Origin of the sequence: Variovorax nitratireducens, assembly GCF_051216545.1 — a bacterium.
Lineage (GTDB): Bacteria > Pseudomonadota > Gammaproteobacteria > Burkholderiales > Burkholderiaceae_C > Variovorax.
On sequence record NZ_JBPJZO010000021.1, the window covers coordinates 1 to 25,048 of the forward strand.

Sequence of the window (25,048 nt, forward strand, 5' to 3'; positions counted from 1 at the left end):
CGACCTTGAATTCGTCCGTGTACTGCCGTTTCGGCAGCTTGCTATCTCGCATTTCGATTCTCCATACAGCTCAAGTTTCCAACTTTCTTGCTGTACGTGAAATCGAGGCAGGGTCACACCGTGTTGGACTACAGCCCCGAAAGTTTGCGTTCCGTGGACAAGGCAGTGTTGGGCTTCCATGACGAGAAGCTCACCATGAACGACATGGGCGAGACGGTCTTTGTATTTGGATGCTATGTCGGCGAGGTAATCGTTCGCAATCGGGGCGCCAAGTGGGTGATGCCTGACGAGAAGCTGCAAAAAGTTGGCTTCACCATGATGGGCGTTCAGCTTAAAGACGGAACGTTTTTAAACCCGATAGGCAAGACGATAAAGCTCTTAGAAGACGGCACAGAGAACAGCGTTTTCTTTTTCTACACAGCATTGGCCGCGCGATAGTGCGACCGCTTCGGGCCCGAAGCTCCTGGTAGCCGACAGGCTACAGTCGGCCAAGACCAGACATTCCACAACGTCGTCCAGTTCATACTCGAATCCATGAGCAACAGCCTCAACAGCCTCCGTGACGACCTGATTGCTTCGCTGCATTCCGACCAAACCGCCGCGTCAAGAATCAGCGGCCGGCTCGGGGACCAGGCATTTGTTCGCGACCTGGCCGAGGTCTGTGAGCCGTTCGACGACTATTCGAACGACCCTCGCATGGAGGCCGCGTACTACCTTTCCCTCGCCCCCATCGGCTCACTCCTGCCGGTCGCGAGCATCCTTGAGGAACTGCTTCGCCTGCCTCTCGATGGGGAGACGATGAACAGCAACATCTCCTACCATCCAATTCGCTGCCTTGGGCGCCTCGTTGCAGAGGGAGGCTTCTCCCCAAGCGATGACGTTGCACATCTTGTCGAGGGCGCCTAAACCGCCGGCGGCAAAACGCGGCCAGGAGCGGTCGTCCGGCTTCAAGGCAGAATCGGACAAAACCGCTCGCGCGGTTTCGTCCACTGACTCAAGGCCGACCTGGCGCGCTCCAGGTTGCGGAGCGCCAGAATGGAATAGCAAGGAACGGATCGCGTCCATGCAAAGAAACGCCGCCGTCATCGGCACCGCCATCTTTTTCGTGTTCGTGCCCTGCGTGCTGGCCGGGGTGGTCCCGTGGTGGATTTCGCGCTGGGAGTTCAGGTTGTCGTTTTTCGGCGTCGAGCTCACGCGCTTTGTCGGCGCTGCGCTGATTCTTGCCGGCGTAGCCGGGCTAGTGGATTCATTTGTGCGTTTCGCGCTGCAGGGGTTCGGCACGCCGGCGCCGATCGCCCCGACTCAGCACCTCGTCGTTACCGGCCTCTATCGCTACGTGCGCAATCCAATCTACGTGGCGGTCGTCGCCGTCATTTTCGGCCAAGCGGTCCTGTTCGGCGATTGGCGGCTGTTCGCCTACGGTGCGCTCTTCTTCGTCTTCTGCCACCTATTTGTCGTGGGCTACGAAGAGCCGACGCTGCAAGAGTCATTCGGGGCGGAATACGAAGCGTTCCGCATGAATGTGCCACGTTGGATCCCGCGCCTGACAGTGTGGCGAGGCGGCCGGTAGCGGCTGTAGCGTATGACCTTGGTGCTGATTTTCGATGAGCTTTTCCTGAAGGCCCTTGAGGACGCGACATATTCGACATTCTCGAGGAGGCTCTGGCAGCCAGCCCGAAGAGCAGCGGAATGCTGTTCTCCAGTGACAGGCTTTACCCGGCCAGATCCGGCCGGTCGTCAGCGTCCGCATTGCGATAGGTTGCTTCGTCCTCACACACGCGGGCGCGGGGCACACGGCCCGCATGCGTGACGCTATCGATTGCCTTCCGGACCCATCCGCCATACTGTTGTCGGTTGGTCAGATGATTGCGGATTGCTCGAGATTCCGAGATTCCGAGATTCCGAGATTCCGAGATTCCGAGATTTTGGTCCCAGCGGAACACGAAACGATCAACGCTCCCTGAGCGGCATGCCGCGTCGTTCGCGGCGCCATGAGCTTGGGACTTCATCCGTAACGTCGAACGCCCGCTTCTCGGTTCTAAGGTCAGCGATGGGCCCGAAGCTCGCCCGCGCGACCGGCTACAGTCGGCCAAAACCGGACCTTCCTTGACCCCTTTCATGATGAAGCTAAATGACCGCCAAGAACTCACGGTTTGCCGCGCCTTGGCCTACTGGGACGAGCGGTGGGACTGGGAATCCCAGTCGCTATTCGGCCTGACGCACCACCAGTACAGAAACGTCGCTGCATCATGGCCGGCCAACTCTGGCGCTCACATCCTCGCGGCCTCTGGAGCTTTGCGCGAACTGCTGCATGGCGCTTCCGCTCTGAGAGATGACGAAGCCGTTAGGGCCGCCATTGGTGTCGGCAAAGCCGAAGGGGCGGAGCTACTCGCTACTTTGGTAGATGAGCATGACAGGCGCGCATCGCTCCCCTGAACTTCTGCCAACGGCCACAACCACACATTCACAGACACCTTCGGTAAGGAACGATCATGCCTTTCGATGTTGACGAGCGGTTCGTAGAAGCTGCTGAGCGCGCCCTCGGGGTGCGGTTCCCCACCTCGTACCGTGAAGCCATGAAATGCAGCAATGGTGGGTCCGTCGACGCCACGGATGACGACTGGGAGCTTCATCCAATCGCGGACGATTCAGACAGAAAGAGGCTGGCGAGAACCAGCAATAGCGTCGTGCATGAAACGCACCGGAGCCGCGGTTGGCCAGGGTTCCCCCAGAACGCGGTGGCGGTCGGCCGCAATGGAGCAGGTGACGTCCTCGTCCTGCTGGGCGAAAGCGGGAAGCTCGGAAACGCCTTCTTTGTCTGGCTTCACGAGACGGGTGAGCTCACGCTCGTCGCTGACGATTTCTCAGACTTTGCGGTCTCGTGACTCCTGCATTCGTGAGACAGAATGCGGCCAGAAACGAACCTTCATGTGCGGCCTATGGCATTCATGCCAAGGACGGAATAGACCACTTCACTTGTCCCATGACCCTCATCCCTACGTTCATTCTCTGCCTATTCATTGGCGTTGCCGCGCTCCTGAACAAGTTCGCCGCGAAGGGCCGGTTCTTCAATGGGGCGTACATGTTCCTGTTCATCTCGCTACCGGCGGCGCCGATCCATTTCGCCACCCACTGGACCATGGGTCTATACGAAGGCGCGGGTACTGCTGCAGGCATCTGGCTGTGGCCCTCTCTGTTCGCATGGTGGCTTGGCAAGAAGTTCGTAGCCAAGCACCCATTCTCGTATCCCTCTGTGCTGTGGACCAAGTCCCAAACCCCCGAGGCGGAGAAGCCCGACGCCCCTTCCAATGTGACAACGAGTGCCAACGCTTCTATCCCTTCTTGGATGTCTGACAACAAGAAACCTTGGTCGAAGTAGCCGGCCGGGGTCCGGCACGGCGCTCGAACGACTGCTATGGAGCGAGGCGTTACGGCTGCTTTGGGCCCGAAGCTCCTGGTAGCTGACAGGCTACAGTCGGCTACCAGCGGACGGTTGACCTCGCTCTCCAGTTCGCTAGTAGGTGAACTGGACCGAGTACTTCCAGTCGCCGCCTTCCGTCTGGTTGACGGAGTACGACGAAGAGCGCCATACGGTCCCGCGCTCACGGAAGAAGTCAGCGAGAGCGTAGAGGCTCGAATAGATTTCCTCGGTCGGGCTAATGGGCTCGGGCAGCCCGTCAGGCGATGTGATGACGATGGTCATCCGCTCCTGCGAGCCGTGCTGCTCTCGGTCGGCGACAAGCCTCGCTGACTTCCACCATTCCGGGGTCGCAGCAATGAGGGCATTCGCTACCGCTGCGTCGAGTGGCGCTTGTCTTTCGAGCCATTCGTCCATCTATGATTCCAACGAGCCCCGTCGGCCCGGAAGGTACCATGCCGCCGACCCCGGTCGGCCAAAGCGCACGTTGCCCTAGACCACCTACGGAGGCTCCTTGAGCATCGATTTCATCCTCATCAAAGCAAAGAATCAACCAGCGAGGCTCGACGACATCGAGGCAGACCCGGACTTCGATTTGAATGACTCCCGTACGGTCGCCCTGGCGCTGTTCAAACGCATTAAATGGGAAGCAGATGGAGTCGGATTTGCGACGTTGCGAGACGTCAGCTTCGAACTGCATCCTCACGCAGGTTCACTCTCAGTCTGGTGTCGCGGCGAGGGGGACATCAATGGGGCAATGGCCGCAATCGCAGAAACCGCTAGGGACATGGGCATGGTTACCGTCGATGTTCAGACTGGGGAACTCTTTGATGGAGCAGGCCCAGACCCTGAGTATCTGCGCTGGTATCGCGGAGTTCTGGCTGACCATGGCAAGTGACGGCCTGGGCGGCCGAGCGGTCGCTCTCCGCCGGGACGAATGACCGCTCAGGCCCCCCCGGCGTCGACGCAGGTATGGCAGGATGCGGCCAGAACCGAACCTTTCATTCCTCTAAATAGTTCAGCAATGAGATGTCAGATTTGCGGCCGTGAGTTGACCCAAGACAACGACGAGTTGTCGCTTGACTGCGGCGGCGATTGTTGGGGGTGCATCGGCGAAATGGAGGCGGTGATGGGCGATGAGGAATCGTTGGCGAAGGTGCGCGACGAAAGCTTTCGTGGTCTTCGGCCGGGTTGGACCGACCCAACAAGTACCGGCTAACGGCCAAGAGCGGAAATACACCGCGCCTTCCGTTCCGCGCCACGAAGTCCCTTGCAAGATGATTCGCACCTCGAGGCTTCACACCGACTTCATACAGAGCGCGCGCACGGCCGCTAACGTGCATGGAACGGGACTACTAGCGGTGCGTTATGAAATTCTTGATGAAGAACGCCGGCTCTTTGCTTCAGATTTTCGGGCTCCTCACTTTTTGTGCTGGCAGCACATTGCCATTCCTGTTCATGTGGGCACACCTTGGCCTGTGGTTTGCTGCAGGCGGTGCCGTGCTCTACCTGGCGGGCCTTCTCCTTCAAATGCGCGCGCCTCGCCATTCCAAGGATACGGCCCCGTTCGAGCTCCGGCGCCAAAGCTCTGACAACTTCCTGTTGGAGTTGACCCACCGTCGGACAATTTTTTCCCTGGGCGTGGCGCTTGGCATGTATGTGGTCGGTAGCGGCCTCTGGTATGCGAGTGGTACTTTTGGCCCGCTGAATTGGGCGGAAGCGCAACGCGAGGCGACAAACAAGCTCACGCAGTTCGCCATGCCCATTTGCTTCGGGTTTTTCATCGGTGCTTCGCCGGGCTCCTATGCTCCGCAGAAAGCGGTGTTGCTGAGCGTTTTGTTGGCTGCCGCTGGTGGAGTCGTGCACTGGGTCGCCGCAAGGTTGGGCATTCAGGTTGATTGGCCGACTGCGATGGGTGCAATGATGGGGGCGTTCCTATCCGTCGTCTTCTTTCTTCCACTGACGATGCTCGGCCTAGTCGTTGGCAGGGCGGCCCTGCACATCGTGCGGCGCGTCGGGAAACCTTCGGCACGGTCATAGGAAAGGAGGGGAACCTTGTCATCGCCTCATCTGCAAGGTCGACCTTCGAAAGATGGATCTCCGCTTTGGGCCCACTGACGCCGGCGCGCCTGCGGCAGAATGCGGCCAATAGCGGAAGTTCGGCGCGGCCGGCCAGCTTTCCCGAAAAAATCCCTTTTAGCCATTCGCGTCCAGGCTACCTTCAACCAAAATATGACTTGCACATTCTCTCGGCATATTTGGAACGGCTTCTGGAGCGCGTCATGCCCCCCCACATAACATCCACGTCGCGTTCACCGTGGAGCATCGACGACTACCCGCCGTTGCGGCCGTTCGGATGGCTGGGAATCATGAGTCCGCTCATACTGGCGGCGGCGGCGCTGCCGCTTCTGGCGCTCCATCTTGCACCGAACAGCATCTTGGACGATGTGCCCTTACTGCGAAGATTTGTCCTGTGGATGGCGAAGATCATCCCTAGGCTGACCGTTCACGCGGATGCCACCCGAATCCCGCAGGTAGCCGCGCTCGTCGATTCGCTGATGGTCGCCGCTTCAATGATGATCGCCGCCGTATTCTGCGTGCAGTCGCAGTTCAACTACCGCTATCTGTTGCGTCGTCGCATCGCCACGGGCCCGCACCCTCTGAGCGCCTATGCAGTGCTTTTGCTGGTGGGGCCGCCCTTGTTGCTGAGCGTTTTTGCTGCACATCTGATGCTGCCCGGCGACCCTTCGTGGGCGGCAGGCGCGACCCAATCTCGAACCATTTTTTATGGCTTTCTGGCAGTCGTCATCACCTACTCGACCGGCGTGACGGTGGGCGTATTCCCACTCGCTGCCCGCTTATTTTTGGACGAATGGCTTTTTTCACGACCAGTCACGATATGCGAGCCTGCGTTTGACGCCGCTAAAAGCAAGCGCAGCCCTTAACCGCAGCGGCGGAGGCCTGGAGCACACGTGTGCGCTACGTCTGATAGCTGCGTTTGCCATGGCCATGTTCAACCCATCATCCGTGATCTCACAGCTTCGCAATCTGGCGGGCACCGGCCACCTGCTAGATTCTTGAGTGGCAGCCACCGGCCAGGAGCCGACATTCGGCTAGCATCTTGGTTGTAACAACAGCGCGGCGCCAAACCGCATGACTGTGGGTATGCCCTACAAAGTCTTCGTTGACGACAACTATGCCTTTATGGACGAATCGAAGCGATACCCGTCGGGCGTTTTCGATTCTCACGAGGCAGCCGTAGCTGCGGCAAGAGCGATAGTTGACGAATTCCTCTTCGCAAATTGCCGGAGAGGGATGACCTCGGAGGAGCTATTCGCCGCATACCGAGGCTACGGAGAAGACCCGTTCATAGTGGCGAGCGAGCCTGACGCCGCGGGCGAGCCGCTGTTTTCTGCCCGTACATACGCATCACTAAGGTGCGCCGAGGTTTGCGAAGAACTGAGCAAGGAGGCGGCGCGCCCCTGGTGGAAGTTCTGGGCACATGCGTGAAACCCGGCGCGCATGCGGCAGCATGCGGCCACAACCGGACGTTCACTGAAATGCCCCAGCACACTTTATTCGCCTATGTTGACGGCGCCGACCTTCACGCGGTTGCCGCCTCTCTCGAAGAATGTTTGAACACTTTTGCTCAAGAAGGCGATTGGCGGGCAACTGCACCAATGGTCGTGAACCAGCAAGGCGCACTCGATGGCTTACGCGCCGGGGACCTTCCGTCATGGGACCTTGGCCTCAACCTATCGCTGCCGGATGTCGGTCGCGAGCCGGAACGATGGTTCGTGGATGTCGAGAGGATCGCACTCTTCTTGGGCCGTCTGCACGGGCAGTTCGAGCGGGACTTCATCATCGGCATTGCAGACAACAGCACCGGCATTTCAGAGGACCTTTTCACAGTCGATTCAGACGTTCCCAATCTCGCTCGGCTCCGAGAAGTCATCGGCGTCGAAGCTCTGAAGGGCCAGTAACGGCCACGATCAAGCATCCCCAAATCCCGCTCAATCACGAGGACTACTCATGAGGATCCGAACAAGTTATCCAGGTCAGGCGGAGGCTATTGTCGAAGCCCCGACGTACATGTTTGAGCAGTGGTTTGAAGGAGAAGTTGATGGCAAGCCATTCCAACCGCCCTTTATTAAGTTTCTACCAAGCGACGATGAGATCACTGAGTTGAAAAACGGCAAGCTTTACAAGCTGATTAGCGAGTCGTCTGAGAAGCCAGTCGTTGAGTACAACAAGGCGCGGCCCTAAAGGATTGCTTCAGGGCGAAATGAGCGTCCGCTTTGGGCCCGAAGTTCCTGCTAGCCGACAGGCTACAGTCGGCCAGAAACCGTCATTCGCCGCCGAGCTCCAGTTCGGCGCACAGCGGACATTCGCAGCGCCATCGCAACACACTTGATGGTGTTTGGCCCGCTCCTGATCGAAGCGCGTGCACACCCACTTGGTTTCCGCGAACAATCAAGATGAGGCCCGATATTTGAGCTGCGTCCCGACTGTCGAAGAGCCTACTGACACCTGTTGGCCGCCATCGCTAATACACAACATGCTCTGTGCAAAGTTCTCCATCTCAATACTCATCGCTGTCGCATCTGTCATTCCAGTTGCCGCCATGGCAAGCAGCGAGACGGCTGCCATTGCGAGATACTTCGACGCGTCGGGCTACGCGGTCGCTGCCATGAAAACCTCCGCCTCAGCTACTCGGACTCAGAATCCTGGACTTGCAGCCGCCCTTGAGGCGTCCCTGAAGTACTTCGATGCAGGTACATATGAGGAACTCATCGGCGAAGCTCTTGACCGACGCCTAGCGCCAGGCGAGGTCCAGGAGTTGGTTGGCTTCACTAGCAGCGAGGCTGGGCGAACAGTACAGGCAATATTTCGTGTGGGAACTACCCGGTCGGAAATCGCTGCAGTTGAGAAGCAAATTCCTGCTCGACTCAAGCCAGCAGTTGACCGATTCGTCACGTCTACGGTACTCAGCCGAACTCTCGCCGCAATTGAGTCCGATGAAGCGAGAGCGGCTCGCCGGGCGTATGGAGAAGAGCTCATGTGTGCGCACTTTGCCAACGCGGATAGGGCAGCGCTAGAGCGGTTGAAACAGATGGGAAAGTGCCCCAAGCTCTGAACTCCCCGAGAGAACCGAGGTCTGGTGGTGTCCCGATAGACCACCCCCCCCGGGTAGCCATAAGGCATGGGCAGGACCCGGCTAGGAGTTGTCATGGGGCTGAGCCCGAACTGTCAATGAATGCGACCGCGAGGGGTGTGCTGCGCCGAGCAGACTTTTCTTAGGGGTTTGCTTGCACAGCCGCGTGAACCATCGCGCTCGTGTTCCCAAAGAGCGCGTTGCCGTCCTGCGGGTGGCGCACTTGGCGATAGTTGGCGTAAACGATGCGAACGCCCTTGATGAGGGTGTTCGCAGATATGCCAATCAAGCGGCGGTTCTCACCGTTGTCGGCGCGTACTTCAGTGCCAATAATGAAGTAGAGAGCGTCGTTGTCCGCCTTCAGAACTTGGGCGCCAACCATCTTGAAGTCTGCTCCGCTCACCAAATTGTTGAGTGTGGCCTGCGCTTCAGCAGCCGTGCGTGAGAAGATGCTTGGGTCTTTAGATACTGCTCCGCCAAGTAGGCGAACAAACTCTGAACGACTCGCGCCCTCCATGGGTCGCAGTTGGCCATCTCGGTCAAGCATCACCGCCGACACCACCCAGTCAGAAGCACTCACCGACTCAGAGGACGCGTATTTCCTCCACTTCGCCACCTCTTCGCACTTTAAAAATACCCCCAGAATTCTGCTCGACGGCCCGGTGCCCTTGGCTGTCAGTTCAATAAATTCTTTCTCCCCTGCAGTTTCACCAATCTTGCAATAGCCCTGAGGCGAGGGTAGCTCAATCGACCTACCCGCTAAGACGTATTGTTCGGCACGAACATGAGTCGCTATGACGAGCACCAGTATTGCGAGGCTCGCGAATCGGACGAGTGTAGGAATACGGAATCCAGGGTGAATGGTCACTATTTGCCTCGGCGATGGTCACGGGTCGCTGCCGCCATCGAATTTACCAGAGCGTAACAAGCAGAGGCATCTCTGAGAGCGGCGCTACCCAATGGGCGACCCGCGCTGAACGTCTGCTATGACGAGACACTCAAGGTCGACAATGGGCCCAAAGCTCCTGGTAGCCGACAGGCTACAGTCGGCCAGAAGCGGTCATCCGCCTTTGTGGCAGGATTCGCATGCTCTTCAACCATGACGTCTCGCATGAACCGAATCGATGTCGCCAAAGGGATTTTCGTAATCGACCGATTGGTCGCACCGGCCGAATGCGAAGCGCTTGTTCAGCGGGGTGAAAAAAGCGGCTTCGAGGCGGCTCCCATCATCACGGCTCGCGGCACCCAGGTGGACACTGCGACACGAGACAACGACCGCTACGTCTTTGATGATTCGACACTCTCAGAATCTCTCTGGTTGCGGGCCCGAGGCCTGATTCCCGCCGTGATGAACGGGCGCACGGCGGTCGGTCTAAACGAACGCTTTCGCCTGTACCGCTACAGCCCGGGTCAGCGCTTCAAATGGCACTCAGACGCACCGTTTCATCGGCCGAACGGGGACATCAGCCTCCTGACATTCATGGTCTATCTGAACTCTGGATACGAGGGGGGCGCGACTCGCTTTGAAGGTGCAAAGGTCACTGGCAACTTGGGGCAAGCGTTAGTCTTTGAGCACGGCCTGATACACGAAGGTGCCGAGGTCCTGAAGGGCATCAAGTACGCGCTGCGCTCCGATGTCATGTTCGGACTGCGGTGACCTTCCAAGGACACAGATCGGCTAGAAGCCGACGTTCGTCCCGCCCCTTTACAGGTCTTCCGAAGGGCTTCAGATGAGAAAACTCGAAGGAATCTTTCGATGGTCAGAGTGAGACAGCATGGCGAGGCGGGGCAACTGTTCGACATTTCCTCCTTCCTTGATGACGTCGACCGATTTTTTCGCCCCGACCAGTGGCAAATTTCTGTCGAGCGCTGTTTGGGGTTGAATGCGTTGAGCATTGAGGAAGCGTCGTTCTCGGGCCTCAGCCTTTCAGACGCCGAGTTTCGTACCCTGTATCGCGGCATCTATCAGACTATCGACGGGCAATTTTCCGGATTCGGACAAGGACAGAGCTTGTTCGAACTTCTGGCGGTGGATTCCTCGTATTGGGAGGTCACCGGTCCACCAGAATTTGAAGCGCACTTCCTTGCAACGTATGGGGCCTGGAATCAACCTCAGTGAGCCGGAAACGGCCCGAAGCGCGCCCAGGCCCGACGGCTACAGTCGGCCAATTGCGGTCCTTCGGCGGCACGGCGAAAGTCGGTTTGCGCAGGCACTAAAGGCGATTCCGGGGTCCGAAGACCTCAGGGTCTGTTTTTCATGTTCGAACAAGAGGAGGCAGCGTCCTATGGGTAGTTCTCGACAAGAACTGGAGAAAATCCTTGGAGGAAAGATTGAGTCGCTGCATGAACAAGGTTTGCCCGGCCTAGTACCCGCTCCTGGTGAGGAAGTGGTGTATTTTGCAGATGACCCGGAAGCTGAGCTTGGAGACCAGATGCAGCGCCTCATCACCCATGTCGTTCCTCTCAGGGCGAAGACGGGCGCGGTGCTGGCGACCAAACACACGCTGGCGCTGCCTGACGGACAGCTCTTCCATGCCATCAAGTACCGTGGTGACGTAGACGGGTGGCGGACTCAGATTGCGGAAGGGGCCAAGTTACTCGGCGTAGTGCTTGGCAGGATTGAGGCAGGCTCTTCATTCTTGCTTTCCGACGGCCGGAGAATCCCACTGGCCGAGGCGCGCCGCGGATTTCTATAAGGAAGATGCCCTGCGTTTCCATCGGTCGTGATTGAAGGCCTGAGCGCCCGGAGCGACGGGTCGGAAGCGACTTCGGTCAGGCGGGAAGTTCGCTGATGAACGGCTGCTCTGGAGCGGAGCGTGCAGCCGTTATGGGCCCATTGCTCCACTCGCTCAACCGGCTACAGTCGGCCAACACCGGACGTTCGACGCCGGCTCCCAAATTGCTCAGGAGACCCTGTGAATCGCGCAACCGATGCCTCGACTGAAAAGCCCCCGCGGTTGGAAGACCTGACCTATCCAGGGCGCACCGGCGGGTATGTGACGCGCATCACCGGAAAGCTCTTGCAGGAATCAGCGATTGCTGGGCATCGCAAGTTGTTCTTGCCATCGCCGACGCCAGCGACGAGCTCGTGCGTGTATGCGGGCCCGGACGCCAGAGGGACGCCATTGTTTGAGGTGCCCGGTGAGTTTTACGCTGCCGTTTTCTCGCGAATTGAAGCATTGTTCAATCCTGGCGCGGTAGACGCCGCCGAGGAGCGCACCGTGGCGTACGGCGGTCGTTCGTTTGCAATCTCCGCCAGCGCTCCCTCGGCAGATCAAAACGGCGCAACGCTCAGCATCCGTCCTCTGGGCGAAGACGACGCCACGGCCGGGGATACTCGGTAGCGAACTCCATCCGACAACAATCGGCCAGAACCGGGCGTTCGGCCGCGCTGCAGAATTCGCCGGATAGCCGACGTTCGCGGGCGCCCGCGCAACGATGTCTGTTTCGGTTTCGGACCGCTTGCAGTCCAGAGATTCCGCGAATGGCCTCAATACGCGCATGCCCGAGAATCTCCGCATGCCCCATGCAGTCTCCCACCTGCGCTCCTCCCGCCTGGCGCGCAGCGCCAAACCCTTTCTCGCCCGTGGTGGTTTCAAGCGCGAGCGCTGCGTAAACTGCCGGCTGGTGCCCAGCCATTGCATGTGTACCTTGCGGCCTTCTTTGACCACGCGCTCAGGGGTGTGTTTGCTCATGGCGGACATCGAGCCGCTCAAACCCAGCAACACGGGCTGGTTGGTCGCCGATGTGGTGACCGATACCTTCGCCTTCGGTTGGACGCGCACCGAAACCGACCCGGACCTCCTGGCCTTGTTGCGTGACCCGCAATGGCAACCCTACGTAGTGTTCCCAGGCCAGTACGCAGCGCCCGAGCGGGTGGTGCGCACCGTTCAACCAACCGACAGCCTCCGGGATGAGGCCCCGCAGAAGCGCCCGCTCTTCATCCTTCTAGATGGAACCTGGTCCGAGGCGCGCAAGATGTTCCGAAGAAGCCCTTACCTGGACCGACTGCCGGTGTTGAGCCTGGAGCCCAACCAGACATCGCAATACAAGCTGCGCAACTCCGGGCGCGCCGACCACTTCTGCACCAGCGAGGTGGCCGCCTTGTGCATGAGCCTCGCGGGCGAACGCGTTGCCGAACAAACGCTGGAGGCCTACCTGGAAGTGTTTACCCACCACTATATGCACGCGAAATGCCAACAGCCCATCGTGTGGGATGGCTTTGCCCACCAGCGACTGCGCGAAGTGTCTCTCCTGCCAGGTCTGGACATTCAGCTGCTATAGCTAGTTCAGAATGCGGCCATAAGCGGTCCTACGGCCAGAGGCGCCCGCGACCACCAATGAGCGGACCATTGTTTAAACAGACGAAAGGTATGGTGTGACGACATCGCACGAGGCAGTAGTGGTTAGCCAGACGGTCGATGTCTCGGCGGAGTTCGTCTACGCCTTCGCCAGTCAAATGGACAAGTTGCCGCTGTGGGCGTCTGGCCTAGCCAAGGGCATCAATCAGCGTGATGGCAAATGGTTTGCCGACTCGCCGATGGGCCAGGTCAAAGTGGAGATGGTTGCCGCCAATTCATTCGGCGTTCTCGACCACGAAGTCACGCTTCCAAATGGCATCAGCGTTCACAACGCGTTTCGTGTTACGCCCTGTGGAGAGGGCAGCCTTCTGACCTTTGTCGTCCTTCGACCGGGTGGCGTTAGCCAGGAAAACTTTGACGCAGACATCGCGCATGTCCGCCGAGACCTCGCGGCGTTGAAGGAACTGCTTGAACAGAAGGCGTCCTGAAGGATGCGTTGGCCGTCGCGAAGGCAGAATGCGGCCACAACCGGACCTTCGCTCATTTCGTCCAATCGAGTCTTATGCCGTACCTTCAGCTAGACGTGACCAGCAGCTATTCCGTAGGCGACAAGAAGCGGTTGGCCGCGGCGATGAGTGATACCTACGCGCGCATGATGTCCGTGGACATTCGGCGAATCAGCGTCGCCATCCGTGAACTGGGCGAGGGCGGGGTGTGGCGCATTCCAGAGATGGGGGGCGAGCCGGCTCCCGTCTCAATGCTTATGTTGGACATCCGCAGAGGCCGGCCTGCCGAGCTGCGAATGCAAGTAGCAAAGGCCCTCTGCCAGCACTGCGCTGACATTCTCGGCCTGCAGGAGAATCGACTCAACGTCGAGTTCACTCAGCATGACGGGGACGAGATGTACCACCCGGCGCTTGGCGGTTACAGCCCGGACTGGAAGCCAGGCGAAGTGTGAGACGGCCAGGAGAGCCCGAGGCTGCGACCGGCTACAGTCGGCCAAGACCGGATCTTCGGCTCGCCTCTTCAATGCATCCCATCCGCATTAACATTTCTCGAATCGTCGCCTTGAGCTTGATGGCGGCTGCGAGCGTTGTAGCAACCTCAGTTCATGCCCGCAGACGTGGCGGGGGCGGCAGCGATGGCGAGGATCCATTCCCGTGGCTGACAGAGTTCGTGGCGTACTTCCTCCTCGGTATGCTCGCTTTGGCCGTTGTGGGCGCGCTGTGGCGCTACTTCACCCGCCCCTCGGCTGCGGATCTGGCGCGGGAGCGGAGCATGAGGCGCCTTTCGAGGCGAGAAGAAAAAGCAAGGCGCCGACCGCAGCGCTGATGGCTAGGCGCTGGCGGAAACCGGCCATGAGCGGCCGTTCGGCGCCAAGGCAGAATCCCGACCATGGCCCCCGAGAGCACTCCGAAATGACGATGCTGCAACATGTTCAAGCGTGGATACAGCATGCGCGCGCCGTTGCCGGTCCGTCCTTCGACAACGGCCCGATACCAGTGGCGCTTTTCGATACCTTCGATGTGGATGACATCGGATTTCCTTTTCGCACAGTTCCTTCGAGGTCTTGGCTGCTGCACGAAGGCAAATGGGTCGATACCTCTGCGAGCACTTTGTCCGGCGTTCCATATGCGGCGTTCTGCATCGACGCACAGAGGCGCATAGCAAGAATTCAGTATGGATGGGCAGCCCGCTATGGCGCGGGCTTTGAGGTTCAGTTTGATTCCGAGGGAGTGGCCACGTCTGAGAAGATGGCTTGGATTTCCTAAACGAAAGGCCTGACCGAGTGCGTCATCTGGGTAGCCACCGTCGGCCATAACAAGTCATAGCCCGAAGAGAGGAAGCCCGGCAATGAATGAACTCGCGTCGCTCCGGACGTGGCTCGACGAACGAATCCAGCAGACGTTCTATGCAATCGAGGCGATGAAAGGAAGCAGTTCCACGCTCGTCCTCCCCGACTGCATGGAGCGCCTGTCTCGCTACAAACAGGCGCTCCTGACGCTCGAAGAGTATGACGAATTCATGAGGGATTCAGGGCCGCCACTCACTCCATGAAAGTCGGCTTCGGAGAAAGACGTACAGCCGCTTAGGGCCCCAAGCGGCTGTACGTGCCGCCCGTAAGCCGTCATTCAGACTGCTCAGGCTCAGTATCGATCCAGCCCATCTGATGTAGTGCGAGGAGGACGGCGAGCGAGGTTGACAAACCGGTTAGCGTTCCGCAGCCGTAGGTGTACAAGTCCTCCGACTCGATGCCGAGCCACCGCAGAAAAATTGCGCAGAGCGGTGTGGCGACTACGGAGCCTATGACACTCCATCGTCCGATCTGTTGTGTATCAAGCCGCCGAGTCCGTTTCAATCTTCTGGACTGCAGGACAAAAAGCATTGTGGACAAGCAGAAGACCGACACCGCAGTCCAAACGAACGCGACGTTGGTATGGCCAAGCAGTTGAAGGATCGCCGCCAGTAGCAGGGGTAACAGGAACAGTAGGTAAAGAACCATCGTTTGGTCTGCCTGATCAAGAGGTCTGCTCTTGGCCGATTCAAGCCACCGACCGGAGGTAAGCGGGCGCTTGAGCATGGGTCTCGTAGCCTCCGTATCGAACGGTTGACGGATAGTATTCCGCGGAGAACTGCACCTTTCCAGCAGCCTGGTCGCCAGCTTCGCTGGCGATGAACGCAAGCATGAGGTCGATACCTGCCGACACCCCGGAAGACGACCAAACGTTTCCATCTCGGACGTATCGCTCCTCGACAACCGTTACGTCGCCAAGCGCTCGCAACCGCTCAAGTTGGGCCCAGTGAGTTGTCGCCTTCTTGCCGGATAGAAGGCCTGCCGCGTGGAGAACGAACGAGCCGGTGCATACAGACAGCACAGCCTTGCATGTCCCTGCTTGAGCCGAGACGAACTCGAGCAGTGCTCGGTTGCCCACCTCCTTGCGTGTGCCTTGCCCGCCGGGAACCAGCAGATAGTCGAGGCGCGGGCAGTCGGCGAAGGAGAAGTGCGGATTGACGGACAGGCCCTTGGCGCACCTCACGGGTCCGGAGGACTGCGCTACGACCAGACATTGGCTCGGGCCATCTGCGACCTTGCTCCACATGGTGAGCATCTCCCAGGGCCCTATAAAGTCCAGTTCCTCCACGTCATCGAATACCAAGATGCCAAAGTTCATCGAGAAACCCCTATTGCATGCGCGCGCTCCGCGCACGGGAGACGAGACCGAAAGTCGGCAATTGGCCGAACGCGGCAGTTGCTCAAATTATGAATCGGCCGTCCTCGCTGTCGTAAAACCGGGCGGACAGACCCGCGCATAGCTTCCTCAGCACCGCAACAGCCGCCTCGTCGAAAACGCCTGTTGCAGTGATGGACATTGGTGGCTCGTCATCGCCGACTTCAAGCTCCAAGGCGATACCTTGCGAATGCAGGTCGAACCTCTGAGTCCTTGTCGTGACCCCAGTCAGCTCGTAGATGACGGAGTGGACATGAGGCCGGGTGCCCAACGGCTGCGGCAGCCAGTCCGCGCCAAGCTCTTCAATATCCTGCGATGCACGAACGATGACACCGATGCTGCTCATACTTGGAATTTGGTGTTGACTGGAGGCGCCCGGCGAAGGTCCGGTTGTGGCCGCATGCTGCCTCATGGCGAGAGGGTGTGCACGCGCTTCGCGCAAGCTACTTGTTCCATGCATCGCGGTTCGCGCATGCGTCTGCCGGACCTTGCTCCAATGCCCCGTTGGTGCTGAAAACACATTTCGCTTCAGGCATGTCAGGCTCCTGCAGTTCCACCGAACGAACGCGGCCCAAGTCAAACCGTACCGTGGCGAGGCGGTGACCATTCTCAAGCCATGTCACCCTACATCCGGTGTAGCGCGGGGGGACAGACGCCGGGAACGTCGTGAGGTCCCCTGCATGCGTTGCTCGGACCCGCGAACCTGCGGGAGGCTTGGTCAACGAACAAGTGTCCATCTCGTGCTCGGCGCTGAAGATTGAAATCGAGGCAAGCAGCGCGCTGGCGCCGATCAGAAATAGCTTTTTCATCTCATGCGGAGGTGTTGGGTCAATGTCCGGGTTTGGTCGCATCCTGCCACATGCCCCCGAGTAGTTGCAGTCGAGCCCAATCGAATCCTCACGATGGCGGTCGCTCGATTCAGTAGTCCCAAAGTATGGCAATTGCCGAATTGTTGGCTGCAGCGGCGTCAAAGAATTCGAGCAACGGTTGATAGAGCCATTTGTCTGGTGCATGCCCGTGCGCTGTGAGCAAACCCACAAAGAACGTTGGCCCGAGGCTGCGTAGGTCTGCAGCGATAGCCTGAACCGATGCATGGCGATGAAACACAACACGAGGATCGCCGGTATCGTCCTCTTCACTGCCCATGTCACCGACGAATAGATTGGCAACCGGACTGGTGATGTCTGCCATTGACAGCGAGTGCTCCCATGGTGGAAGGGAGTCTTGTGCATCCAATAGACGGGCCGCCTCCGCACCAGCGGCCTGCATCTCTTCATACCAATCGCTCTTGGTTAGCGCTCGCGCAAATGCGGGCTCCGAGGCGTCTGGTAGCTCATAAAGTGTCCCCATTACCGTTGGTCCCTCAAGTACGGAGTTGAGAAGTGCAAGGATTCATTGAAGGTCCAACCGGAACGTCCTGTTCTGGCCGCATTCGGTCGCCCGCGCTAGGCGGACGCGAATAGCCCTGCACGCCAGCAAATGAAGATCACCAACACGGAAATTGCAACAACCATGCCAAGCGCACCCGCAACCTGCGGCTCTACGACGAAACGCCCCGCGCGGTTGCGGGCAAAGCCGTGCCACGGGAAATGAAGGTCCTGGTCTTGCGCCCCCGGAAACTGAACTGCGCCAAGCGTGAGGACTGCGAAGACGAGGCCACCGAGAAACAACATGACGCCCTCGCCAAAAAAGGCGAGAAGAACGAATCCGGCCGCCGATAGGAGAAAGTCGAGGGTGGTCACGGTCAGAAGATGCGCAAGAATTTTGATCCTGGCCGATTGTTGCTCGCCGCGCAGTCAGTGCGCACGCGCTTCGGAATCCGCTCTTGAACGTCCGCTTTCGAACCGCGGCAGCAACCGTCCGCTTGTGGCCGAACTCAGAAGAAGCTCCACGCCGCGGCCGCGAAGAATCCGGCGGCTAGAGCAACGAACACCCAGAACAGGCCCGGAATTCCACCGACGGCGGTAAACCTGTTCGTCTGCGCTTGGTCCTGCTGCAGCGTTGAGAGGGGGTCAACGCCGACTGCCCGCCCCATTCTTTCCATCGGCACCGCGAAGGCCCTGAAACGAGAAGACGCCTCAAACTGATAGGCATCGAGGGCAAGGACAGCGAAGAATAGCGACGCCATAAGAAGACCAAAGACAAGCATGAATCGATTGTTTCCGTTCCCAGTTGGGGTGCGTCGCTACGAAAGCCCGGCGGCGGAATGCTGCCGCATCGCCGGATGTCCGCTCCTGGCCGTTGGCTGCCGATCAATCGAGTTGAAATCTATCCTACGTTGGCGTCGAGATAAGCGATCGCTCGGGCCGAGAGCATCAGTGGCTCGGGACCGCCGCCTTCGAGGAACTCGGTCATGCGGCCCACCGGCCAAGAGCGCGAGCCGCCATCCACGAACCTGACTTCGTGTTCCTCACCCCGGTGGTCGTGCCAGTATCGAGCGACCAACTTGCCGCCCTTGAAGATGAAGTAGCCGTAGCCGTCGAAAGGCTGGCTACGCGACGAGTCCTGCTCAACTCGGTAGGTCATGTTTGGCTTCATTTTTCAACGTCTGCCTCTGGCCGGCAGCAGTCTACTGACCGCGAAGAAGCAACCAATTCCAGCCCACGGTCAAGCCGATGATGAACAGCGCCAGTCCCTGCGCGCCGCGGCATAGTTTCTTGCCCTCGTCGTTGTACTGATCAGTTGCGAACGACCACCAGAACAGCCAGCCGACCCCATGGCCTGAAGTGGGATCCTTCAGATAGTCGCTCGCCCTGAGCCCCAACGTGACGTAGCCGACACCGGCAAGCAGCGACACCAAGAATAGAGCCGCGAGAATCAAGTTCTGTGTGTCCAAGTCAACTCCTGGATGTCTGCTTTTGGCCGACACCGGCGGTCTAAGACTTCGCCACAACCGGCGCGCTCATCCCTCCGATGATTTTCCATCCGTCGGCATTTCGCATCCAGGTGTGAGTGAAGCGCTCGTGAACCGAGAATTCCTGCCCAGTTCTGGTGACAGCCTGTCCAAGTACCTCGAAGTGGGCGATGACAATGCCTTCGAAGGCGTGAACTGACAACTGTCGAAGCTCATGCGCACCAGCATTCGATTGGATCATCGAAAGAATGCGAGCGTTCAGCTCTCTGAGCCCACTTTTATCGAGCGGTCTCGCCTGGTTGTTCGGCCAGCCAACTGCGTCTTCATGAAACAACGACATGTAGGCATCGAGATCCCCAGCTCTCAGGTGGTTCCAGGATGCGAGCTCGAGTTCCCACACCTCTTGCTCCGGTGACGATGCTGTCATTGGTTCGTTCCTTCTATGGCTGAAATCTGCAGTTGGCCGAAAATCCGGTTCGTGCCGATTATTCATGGCCAGGAGATTGTGTGCACCCGCTTCATCGCGGGGTGCGGCCAAACGTGTTGGACGCACCGCGAAACGTCGGCTTCCAAGCAATTGGAACCGTGTGGGCGAACAGCCGCTTCTGGCCGGCAGCCGTCAAGTTTCGACGCGGTCCAGTTCGGCCTCAGCGTAGCGTTTGCTGGTGCCTTCCAACCAGTAGACGTAGGTCTGGTCTTTGAAGTGCCACGTCACGCCAACCACGGCCATGGTCGCCCCCTGAATTGATGAGGTCCGAACGCTAACCTTGGAGCCTCTGACATAGAGCGGCGGAGTGGCTAAGCGGACGGTGGAAAAGGGCATCAAGCGAACGCGCTGCCCGTCGAGTGACACGACCAGATAGCCTTCCTCGACTCCCACGCAAAGTGCGGTGCAGCCACCTGCAGATGCGATTTTCTGGACGTCGGCGGGATGAGGACCGCCTTGGCCAGCATCCGCGTTCCAACGGCAAAGAACCCAGTGGCCGACAAAGCCGCTGGGGTCAACTGACAGTTCGTTTTTCATCAGATTGGGAAGGCGGTGGCAATGTCCGGTCTTGGCCGTGAGCCGCTCTAGCCCCAGAACCACATCATCCCGAGGTTTGCGGCGCAAGCTCGGTCGAGGAAGTCGCGCAGAGACTTGATGTCAGCCTGTGCCTCCTGCGCAAGTTCGTCCTCATCACTCCCCGTCTCCAAAGCATAGGCCCGTGCCCGTTCTTCCACTGTGGGCAGGTCCAAGTCACGCAGTGCCGCCCGGAGCTCAACTACCTCCACCGCTCGAAAGGCGTGGGCATGCCCAACCCCCACCTCGCCAAGTTCGACCGCCAGCCCCAACATCTCTCCCCGGTAGCGGCCGCCCACATTCGGAAAGTTGGTGACGCGGTCGAGCTCGGAGGTAGTTCCGTTGAGGATGAAATAGAGCCCGCCCCTCGAGTACAGCATCGTGCACGCGGCCTCCGATTCTGCCCAGGCGCATCCGACTTCGACGTCGACCTCCGTCACGACCTCGCGCTTTGAGAACCAGGACCCGACCTTTTCAGTCGTGGTGGTCTTCGGCCGCCGACCTTCGACGAAATCGCGCGTGTGCCCGGGATTTGCTCGAAGGTGCTCCAACTGCTCATCGCTCACCGTGCACAAGCTCAGGTCGTATCCCATCGTTTTCCTTCAAATTGGGCGGCTGGTCTCAATGTCTGGTGTTGGCCGTGTCCTGAAGTCCACTGGTACGAATTCAACGCTCATGCGGCGCCGTGGAAAACTTTCCAGGCTTCTTCCTCAAGCTGGCCGCCCGTGGAGAGGACGTTTCCGTCCTCGTCATGAATTCTGAAGGTCTGCTGGTCTCGACCGATGCTTGCAGCGCCGTCCAACCCGAGCAGCAGTGTGTACATCGTGTCCCGCAGAGCCACATCGAGGACGTCGCGAAGCTGGGTCATCTGTGTAGCGGTCAGGCCCATTGCCTCGACCGTGCTAGCCACTTCTGAATGCCCGTGGTCACCCATGAACGCCCCGAGCAGTTCTGACTTGAGGTCGCTCCAGTTCTTGACGAAGTGTGCTGCGTCCATGTCTTACGCGCCCCGTGGTTGCGCGTACCGCAGAAGATGCTCGCCAGTGAACTTGTTGAAGAGACCTTCAAAGGCGTCGCCCTCAGGCGAGGTCACGCATACCGGGGTGCTGAGGTTCGCCACTGCGCGGTGCAGAAGCTCGACCGCTACATCCGAAGAAGGCAGCGTCACCATGCGGCCCAGGACACGCGCGGCATCCTCGGTGTCCGGCAAAAGGTCCGGTGCATCGGCATTCAGAAGTGCCACGCAGCGATGCATCTCGGCCAACCTGCCGCCACCCGAGAACTTCAACAGGTCTTGCCAATAGGGATGCGTTGCCATCAGGCCCAGTAATTCTTCCAACGACGCCGCAACTACGCCTGCCTGACCTTCGGACGAGATGTAGAGCACGGCCCCACTGGCCTGGCCCACAAGAAACCGCCCTCCCGCGCCCTCGTGAGCCACAGCGACGAATTGTTCTACCGCTTCGATGTGGAACCAGTCGTCATCAATCTCGCCGTCCTCCAAGAGCCGGAAATCGAAAGCGGCCTCGACGGCCTGACGCAGTTCGTCGTTGCGCGCGATGTCTTGGACAGAAATTGACATGGAAGACGCGGAGAGATTAGGTTGAGAAACGGTCGCTGCTGCGGCCACTTTCTGTCGGATGTGGGAAGGTCCGCATTTGGCCGACTGCACCCCGACGGTCCATCGTCTTGAACGGGCTCAGTGTGCCCTAATTCTCGGGCCCATCTTCCCCCAAAAGGCGCGCGATCCCTTCCTTCAGGCTGTTGTCTTCGATGTCGAACACATCCTCGATTGGGGGATATTGAGTCCGAACGGCGTTGAAAACAAGCTGCCCAAGACGCTGATCCGGAAAGCGTTTCCAGAGTTCGCCAAGCAGTTCGAGCATTTCGGGGATTCGAGCGGGGTCGCGCATGAAACGTCCTACGGAACAACCGCGGCCGGAGCGGCGAGATCTACAGGGAGTTTCTTCTTCGGATCTCTTGCCCTTGTGTAGTTGAACGGCGGATACTCAAAATGGTTTTGGTAGTACCACCAGAGCAGTTGATTTTCTGCCTCAAGCAACGTTTTTCCAAAGACTGAGTAGTCATCACAAACGGAGAGGCGAATGGGTCCATACAGTTCGATCGTGTGGGCGTTGCGTTTGATGGTGGCGTGCTTCCCAGCCCACTGTTCATAGCGACGCTGGAAAGTTGTACCCGTTTGACCAATGTAAAGAATATCGCTCGCTTCGACCAACCGGTTTACCTTTTTCGCGGACCGAAAGAGGTAGACGACCTTTTTTTGTTTTGCCGCTGCGGAACAGGTGAAGGCTCGCCGAAAAGCTTCCTCCTTACATTCGGCGATTTGCACGTCGAACGTTGTAAAGCAGCTTTCGATGGTCTCGTAAAAGTTGTCGCGACTGCGAACGGGTAACGTGGTATCGGTCAACAGCTTTTTGTCTCCAGAGTGGATCTTCGTTTCCTGGCTCAATCGTAAGCGGTGTAGTGTGCGTCGCCGGCGTGTCGGCCGGTCGGCGGGCGCGTAGAGGCTCGCACAGCCATTTGGCGCTCCGCGTCGTACTCCGTCGGCCAGGAGCAAGACGGCGACTGGAAGTACTCGGTGCAGTTCACCTACTAACGAACTGGACGGCGACGACGAAGGTCCGTACATGGACGCCCCCGGTTTGCCAAGCAATCAGTTGATGATGACACGGCGGTTCGATTGCACCCGTACATTCGGACTTTCGCTGGGCTTTTCGCCGCTGTCCCTGATGGGGTTTGCTGGTCGGCTCCTCTATCGGTTCTCCGCACTCCAAGTGCTTCGGACATTCTGGGCTTCGCCAACCACGGTCTTACCTGTCTTGCCATCACTGCGTGATTGCCTGAGCAATCGGTGGTTCAGTCTCCTGCCTTCTGTGTTGATGGGTTGGGTCGGCTACGCAGCGAGCTGCGGCGGCACGTAGTTAGGTCGGAATTCCCGCCCGTGGACCAGCAGCGCCCAGACCGTTCGCACGTTCTTGTTGGCCAGTGCCACCGCAGCCACGTTCGGATGTCGTCGGTTCAGCAGGCTCGCCAGCCACACGTTGGTGTTCACAGTCTTGCGTTGCGCCGCAACGATGGCCGAGCGCGCGCCGTGAATCAGCAAGGTGCGCAGGTACACGTCCCCGCGCTTGCTGATGCCCAGCAGCGTTGGCTTGCCTCCGCTCGAATGCTGTCTCGGCACGAGGCCGAGCCAGGCAGAGAGTTGCCGCCCGTTGTCGAAGCTGTTCGCATCCGCAATGGAGGCCACCAAGGCACTCGCTCCCAGCGCCCCGATGCCAGGAATCTTCTCGAGCCGGAGGCTGAGCTCGCTGCTGCGATGCCACGCCTTGATTTGGTCTTCGAACTCGTCGACCAGCTTGTCCAGCTCCTTGAGGTGCTCGGTCAGGCGCGCGATGAGTCGGCGGAACGTTCCGGGCAGCTGGTTGCTCGCGTCTTCAAGCAGCTCGGGGACTTGCTTGGCGACGTGGCAGATGCCCTTCGGGATGACCAGGCCGAACTCGCCGAGCAGGCTGCGAATCTGGTTGGCCTGCGCCGTGCGGGCTATGACAAAGCCCTGGCGCGCTCGATGCAGCGACAGCACAGCCTGCTGCTCGACGCTCTTCACCGGAACGAATCGCATGTTAGGCCTGGTGACGGCCTCGCAAATGGCCTCGGCATCGGCTACGTCGTTCTTGTTGCTCTTCACGTAGGGCTTGACGAACTGGGGTGACATCAAGCGCACCGTGTGGCCGAAGCCCTCCAGGGTGCGCGCCCAATGATGGGCGCTGCCACATGCCTCAATGCCGATGAGGCACGGCGGGAGGTTTACGAAGAACGCGGTCATCTGGTCGCGCCGCAGTTGCTTGCGCAACGCGACCTTGCCGTGCTCGTCCACTGCGTGAACCTGGAACACGTTCTTTGCCAGGTCGATGCCAACAGTCGTAATCTTCATGGTGGACGCCCCTCTCGGTTCAAGTGGTTGGTGACACTTCCACTTTGGCACATCGATGCCGGTTCGGGTGGGGGCGTCCATCCCATTGGTTCTGGCCGACCTCAGCCGTGGTCCGCGTTTTCAAGCTCTCCCCATTTCTTCATACGACGCGTCAACTATCGTGGCGTGCTCGCCCCACACAGCTTCAGCGACGTCTTGGATGATTTGGGCTAGTGTCTCAACATCCACATCAGTGGTCTGAATGCAGGCCAAGCGGCCGGGTGACCAATCGAAGACCGTGCACTGTGGATGCTTTTCTAGCAGCGCGGAAAGGGTCTCCTGAGGCGATTCTCGTCGGGTGTACATGAAGTCCAAGTACGGGTGACTCTCATCCTGAAGCGGGTACACCAGCACCCATGCATTTTGCTGCCCGGGAATCCATAAAGTGATCCAACGATGGGCCCATTCTGGCCCTCCGTACCTGATGCAACGAAGCACCTCAACGATCGACTGGCAATCGGGCATTCGGACCATACGGGCAGAGTCAAACTCCCGACCGGGATCCGGCGGGGTGGCGGTAGCGCGGGCCAGGAGCTCGGCCCTTCTTGCTTCCTTGCTCATGGTGTTGCCTGCCTCGATCGTCCTCTCCTGGCCGCTTGGCGTCATGGCAGCTCGAAGCGGTATGGGTTGCGCACATTTTTAATATTTTGCTCGTCGCATGCGCCCAATGTCCTGAAATTAGCTCGGGCTTGAGCCAAGCTAACCATGCCGTTCGGACCGCTCCGGACCGTCAACGCATCAACTTCGTCTTGCCCGTCGTCTTCCCAGAAACAGACAGGGCAAATTTCATAGCCACCGCGCTCTGCGAGCGTGAGGCACCCGCAGCAGGGGCACGGCAGCCCAGGCTTTTCTTCGGGGATTACGTTCTCAGGAGCGGGCATGGCTGCGAATCAAGCTCTCGTGGCGAATGACTGGTGCTGGCGGCGGATTCAACCGGTCGCTGCAACACACTAACCACCGCGTAGGCGGAAGGAGTGTTGCAGATGAAAAGGCGGCCACGGATCTACTATTCGGAAAGCCAGAAGGCGCTGATGTGGGA

40 protein-coding genes are annotated in these 25,048 nt (G+C 59.1%); 21 read left to right on the forward strand and 19 right to left on the reverse strand.

Annotated elements, in window-relative coordinates; all coding sequences use genetic code 11:
* Nucleotides 1-120: 120 nt before the first annotated feature.
* The 5 genes from ACSFA8_RS26625 (at nt 121) to ACSFA8_RS26645 (ending at nt 3,379) form a co-directional block, all read left to right on the forward strand.
* Nucleotides 121-438, forward strand: a complete 318-nt coding sequence (locus ACSFA8_RS26625) for a hypothetical protein (RefSeq protein ID WP_435482462.1) — start codon at nt 121-123, stop codon at nt 436-438.
* A 96-nt stretch (nt 439-534) separates the two neighbouring features.
* The gene (locus tag ACSFA8_RS26630) at nt 535-906 is read left to right on the forward strand and encodes a hypothetical protein (protein ID WP_435482463.1); all 372 of its coding nucleotides are present in this window, start codon (nt 535-537) and stop codon (nt 904-906) included.
* A 157-nt stretch (nt 907-1,063) separates the two neighbouring features.
* Nucleotides 1,064-1,570, forward strand: coding sequence for a methyltransferase family protein (locus tag ACSFA8_RS26635; RefSeq protein ID WP_435482464.1), 507 nt, complete (start codon nt 1,064-1,066; stop codon nt 1,568-1,570).
* Nucleotides 1,571-2,492: 922 nt separating this feature from the next.
* Entirely contained in the window at nt 2,493-2,885 is a 393-nt protein-coding gene (locus ACSFA8_RS26640) for an SMI1/KNR4 family protein (RefSeq protein ID WP_435482465.1), read from the forward strand.
* Between the two features lie 98 nt (nt 2,886-2,983).
* A complete protein-coding gene (locus ACSFA8_RS26645) occupies nt 2,984-3,379 on the forward strand; it encodes a hypothetical protein (RefSeq protein WP_435482466.1) in 396 nt (131 codons plus the stop codon).
* Between the two features lie 135 nt (nt 3,380-3,514).
* On the opposite strand, the gene ACSFA8_RS26650 is transcribed toward ACSFA8_RS26645, so the two are convergent.
* Nucleotides 3,515-3,835, reverse strand: a complete 321-nt coding sequence (locus ACSFA8_RS26650) for a hypothetical protein (protein ID WP_435482467.1) — start codon at nt 3,833-3,835, stop codon at nt 3,515-3,517.
* Nucleotides 3,836-3,932: 97 nt separating this feature from the next.
* On the opposite strand from ACSFA8_RS26650, the gene ACSFA8_RS26655 reads away from it, so the two are divergent.
* From ACSFA8_RS26655 to ACSFA8_RS26685, 7 genes are all read left to right on the forward strand, one after another.
* The gene (locus tag ACSFA8_RS26655; RefSeq protein ID WP_435482468.1) at nt 3,933-4,316 is read left to right on the forward strand and encodes a hypothetical protein; all 384 of its coding nucleotides are present in this window, start codon (nt 3,933-3,935) and stop codon (nt 4,314-4,316) included.
* 482 nt (nt 4,317-4,798) lie between these two features.
* Entirely contained in the window at nt 4,799-5,458 is a 660-nt protein-coding gene (locus ACSFA8_RS26660) for a hypothetical protein (protein WP_435482469.1), read from the forward strand.
* Nucleotides 5,459-5,523: 65 nt separating this feature from the next.
* A complete protein-coding gene (locus ACSFA8_RS26665; RefSeq protein WP_435482470.1) occupies nt 5,524-6,363 on the forward strand; it encodes a hypothetical protein in 840 nt (279 codons plus the stop codon).
* 220 nt (nt 6,364-6,583) lie between these two features.
* Nucleotides 6,584-6,928 (forward strand): hypothetical protein, encoded by a 345-nt coding sequence (locus ACSFA8_RS26670; RefSeq protein ID WP_435482471.1) that lies wholly within the window; start codon nt 6,584-6,586, stop codon nt 6,926-6,928.
* Nucleotides 6,904-7,401 carry a hypothetical protein gene (locus ACSFA8_RS26675; protein ID WP_435482472.1) on the forward strand — a complete coding sequence of 166 codons (498 nt, stop codon included), beginning with the start codon at nt 6,904-6,906 and terminating at the stop codon, nt 7,399-7,401. The genes ACSFA8_RS26670 and ACSFA8_RS26675 overlap by 25 nt, the downstream gene beginning before the upstream one ends.
* Nucleotides 7,402-7,450: 49 nt before the next feature.
* Nucleotides 7,451-7,684, forward strand: coding sequence for a hypothetical protein (locus tag ACSFA8_RS26680; protein WP_435482473.1), 234 nt, complete (start codon nt 7,451-7,453; stop codon nt 7,682-7,684).
* A 292-nt stretch (nt 7,685-7,976) separates the two neighbouring features.
* Nucleotides 7,977-8,555 carry a hypothetical protein gene (locus tag ACSFA8_RS26685; protein WP_435482474.1) on the forward strand — a complete coding sequence of 193 codons (579 nt, stop codon included), beginning with the start codon at nt 7,977-7,979 and terminating at the stop codon, nt 8,553-8,555.
* A gap of 160 nt (nt 8,556-8,715) precedes the next feature.
* On the opposite strand, the gene ACSFA8_RS26690 is transcribed toward ACSFA8_RS26685, so the two are convergent.
* A complete protein-coding gene (locus tag ACSFA8_RS26690) occupies nt 8,716-9,378 on the reverse strand; it encodes a hypothetical protein (RefSeq protein WP_435482475.1) in 663 nt (220 codons plus the stop codon).
* A gap of 306 nt (nt 9,379-9,684) precedes the next feature.
* On the opposite strand from ACSFA8_RS26690, the gene ACSFA8_RS26695 reads away from it, so the two are divergent.
* The 9 genes from ACSFA8_RS26695 to ACSFA8_RS26735 all read left to right on the forward strand — a co-directional run bounded on the left by ACSFA8_RS26695 (nt 9,685) and on the right by ACSFA8_RS26735 (nt 14,932).
* Nucleotides 9,685-10,230, forward strand: a complete 546-nt coding sequence (locus tag ACSFA8_RS26695; RefSeq protein WP_435482476.1) for a 2OG-Fe(II) oxygenase — start codon at nt 9,685-9,687, stop codon at nt 10,228-10,230.
* Between the two features lie 99 nt (nt 10,231-10,329).
* Nucleotides 10,330-10,692, forward strand: coding sequence for a hypothetical protein (locus tag ACSFA8_RS26700; protein ID WP_435482477.1), 363 nt, complete (start codon nt 10,330-10,332; stop codon nt 10,690-10,692).
* A 166-nt stretch (nt 10,693-10,858) separates the two neighbouring features.
* Nucleotides 10,859-11,269 carry a hypothetical protein gene (locus ACSFA8_RS26705; protein ID WP_435482478.1) on the forward strand — a complete coding sequence of 137 codons (411 nt, stop codon included), beginning with the start codon at nt 10,859-10,861 and terminating at the stop codon, nt 11,267-11,269.
* A 219-nt stretch (nt 11,270-11,488) separates the two neighbouring features.
* Nucleotides 11,489-11,917 carry a hypothetical protein gene (locus ACSFA8_RS26710; RefSeq protein ID WP_435482479.1) on the forward strand — a complete coding sequence of 143 codons (429 nt, stop codon included), beginning with the start codon at nt 11,489-11,491 and terminating at the stop codon, nt 11,915-11,917.
* Nucleotides 11,918-12,092: 175 nt separating this feature from the next.
* Nucleotides 12,093-12,857, forward strand: coding sequence for a tRNA-uridine aminocarboxypropyltransferase (locus ACSFA8_RS26715; protein WP_435482500.1), 765 nt, complete (start codon nt 12,093-12,095; stop codon nt 12,855-12,857).
* Nucleotides 12,858-12,951: 94 nt separating this feature from the next.
* On the forward strand, nt 12,952-13,362 hold the full coding sequence (locus ACSFA8_RS26720; protein ID WP_435482480.1) for an SRPBCC family protein: 411 nt from the start codon (nt 12,952-12,954) through the stop codon (nt 13,360-13,362).
* A 74-nt stretch (nt 13,363-13,436) separates the two neighbouring features.
* Nucleotides 13,437-13,832 carry a tautomerase family protein gene (locus tag ACSFA8_RS26725; protein WP_435481089.1) on the forward strand — a complete coding sequence of 132 codons (396 nt, stop codon included), beginning with the start codon at nt 13,437-13,439 and terminating at the stop codon, nt 13,830-13,832.
* A 460-nt stretch (nt 13,833-14,292) separates the two neighbouring features.
* Nucleotides 14,293-14,646, forward strand: a complete 354-nt coding sequence (locus ACSFA8_RS26730; protein WP_435482481.1) for a hypothetical protein — start codon at nt 14,293-14,295, stop codon at nt 14,644-14,646.
* Between the two features lie 82 nt (nt 14,647-14,728).
* Nucleotides 14,729-14,932, forward strand: coding sequence for a hypothetical protein (locus ACSFA8_RS26735; RefSeq protein WP_435482482.1), 204 nt, complete (start codon nt 14,729-14,731; stop codon nt 14,930-14,932).
* Between the two features lie 485 nt (nt 14,933-15,417).
* On the opposite strand, the gene ACSFA8_RS26740 is transcribed toward ACSFA8_RS26735, so the two are convergent.
* The 17 genes from ACSFA8_RS26740 to ACSFA8_RS26820 form a co-directional block, all read right to left on the reverse strand.
* On the reverse strand, nt 15,418-16,047 hold the full coding sequence (locus ACSFA8_RS26740) for a DJ-1/PfpI family protein (RefSeq protein WP_435482483.1): 630 nt from the start codon (nt 16,045-16,047) through the stop codon (nt 15,418-15,420).
* 82 nt (nt 16,048-16,129) lie between these two features.
* Nucleotides 16,130-16,450: a hypothetical protein gene (locus ACSFA8_RS26745; protein ID WP_435482484.1), complete on the reverse strand. Its 321-nt coding sequence runs from the start codon at nt 16,448-16,450 to the stop codon at nt 16,130-16,132.
* Nucleotides 16,451-16,547: 97 nt separating this feature from the next.
* Complete coding sequence (locus ACSFA8_RS26750; RefSeq protein ID WP_435482485.1) at nt 16,548-16,913, reverse strand: hypothetical protein; 366 nt, start codon at nt 16,911-16,913, stop codon at nt 16,548-16,550.
* 109 nt (nt 16,914-17,022) lie between these two features.
* Entirely contained in the window at nt 17,023-17,295 is a 273-nt protein-coding gene (locus tag ACSFA8_RS26755; protein WP_435482486.1) for a hypothetical protein, read from the reverse strand.
* A gap of 254 nt (nt 17,296-17,549) precedes the next feature.
* The gene (locus ACSFA8_RS26760) at nt 17,550-17,846 is read right to left on the reverse strand and encodes a hypothetical protein (RefSeq protein ID WP_435482487.1); all 297 of its coding nucleotides are present in this window, start codon (nt 17,844-17,846) and stop codon (nt 17,550-17,552) included.
* Nucleotides 17,847-17,980: 134 nt separating this feature from the next.
* Complete coding sequence (locus tag ACSFA8_RS26765; protein ID WP_435482488.1) at nt 17,981-18,253, reverse strand: hypothetical protein; 273 nt, start codon at nt 18,251-18,253, stop codon at nt 17,981-17,983.
* Nucleotides 18,254-18,372: 119 nt separating this feature from the next.
* Nucleotides 18,373-18,630 (reverse strand): hypothetical protein, encoded by a 258-nt coding sequence (locus ACSFA8_RS26770; RefSeq protein ID WP_435482489.1) that lies wholly within the window; start codon nt 18,628-18,630, stop codon nt 18,373-18,375.
* Between the two features lie 43 nt (nt 18,631-18,673).
* Nucleotides 18,674-18,940, reverse strand: a complete 267-nt coding sequence (locus ACSFA8_RS26775; RefSeq protein WP_435482490.1) for a hypothetical protein — start codon at nt 18,938-18,940, stop codon at nt 18,674-18,676.
* 40 nt (nt 18,941-18,980) lie between these two features.
* On the reverse strand, nt 18,981-19,385 hold the full coding sequence (locus tag ACSFA8_RS26780) for a YybH family protein (RefSeq protein ID WP_435482491.1): 405 nt from the start codon (nt 19,383-19,385) through the stop codon (nt 18,981-18,983).
* Between the two features lie 192 nt (nt 19,386-19,577).
* A complete protein-coding gene (locus ACSFA8_RS26785) occupies nt 19,578-19,982 on the reverse strand; it encodes a hypothetical protein (RefSeq protein ID WP_435482492.1) in 405 nt (134 codons plus the stop codon).
* A 47-nt stretch (nt 19,983-20,029) separates the two neighbouring features.
* Complete coding sequence (locus ACSFA8_RS26790; RefSeq protein ID WP_435482493.1) at nt 20,030-20,611, reverse strand: hypothetical protein; 582 nt, start codon at nt 20,609-20,611, stop codon at nt 20,030-20,032.
* An 80-nt stretch (nt 20,612-20,691) separates the two neighbouring features.
* Nucleotides 20,692-21,015, reverse strand: a complete 324-nt coding sequence (locus ACSFA8_RS26795) for a hypothetical protein (protein ID WP_435482494.1) — start codon at nt 21,013-21,015, stop codon at nt 20,692-20,694.
* Nucleotides 21,016-21,018: 3 nt separating this feature from the next.
* The gene (locus ACSFA8_RS26800) at nt 21,019-21,600 is read right to left on the reverse strand and encodes a hypothetical protein (protein WP_435482495.1); all 582 of its coding nucleotides are present in this window, start codon (nt 21,598-21,600) and stop codon (nt 21,019-21,021) included.
* 127 nt (nt 21,601-21,727) lie between these two features.
* The gene (locus ACSFA8_RS26805; RefSeq protein WP_435482496.1) at nt 21,728-21,904 is read right to left on the reverse strand and encodes a hypothetical protein; all 177 of its coding nucleotides are present in this window, start codon (nt 21,902-21,904) and stop codon (nt 21,728-21,730) included.
* Between the two features lie 35 nt (nt 21,905-21,939).
* Nucleotides 21,940-22,446 carry a hypothetical protein gene (locus tag ACSFA8_RS26810; protein ID WP_435482497.1) on the reverse strand — a complete coding sequence of 169 codons (507 nt, stop codon included), beginning with the start codon at nt 22,444-22,446 and terminating at the stop codon, nt 21,940-21,942.
* A gap of 486 nt (nt 22,447-22,932) precedes the next feature.
* Nucleotides 22,933-23,970: an IS110 family RNA-guided transposase gene (locus tag ACSFA8_RS26815; RefSeq protein ID WP_435482498.1), complete on the reverse strand. Its 1,038-nt coding sequence runs from the start codon at nt 23,968-23,970 to the stop codon at nt 22,933-22,935.
* A 641-nt stretch (nt 23,971-24,611) separates the two neighbouring features.
* Nucleotides 24,612-24,890 carry a CPCC family cysteine-rich protein gene (locus ACSFA8_RS26820; protein WP_435482499.1) on the reverse strand — a complete coding sequence of 93 codons (279 nt, stop codon included), beginning with the start codon at nt 24,888-24,890 and terminating at the stop codon, nt 24,612-24,614.
* Nucleotides 24,891-25,048: the final 158 nt, after the last annotated feature.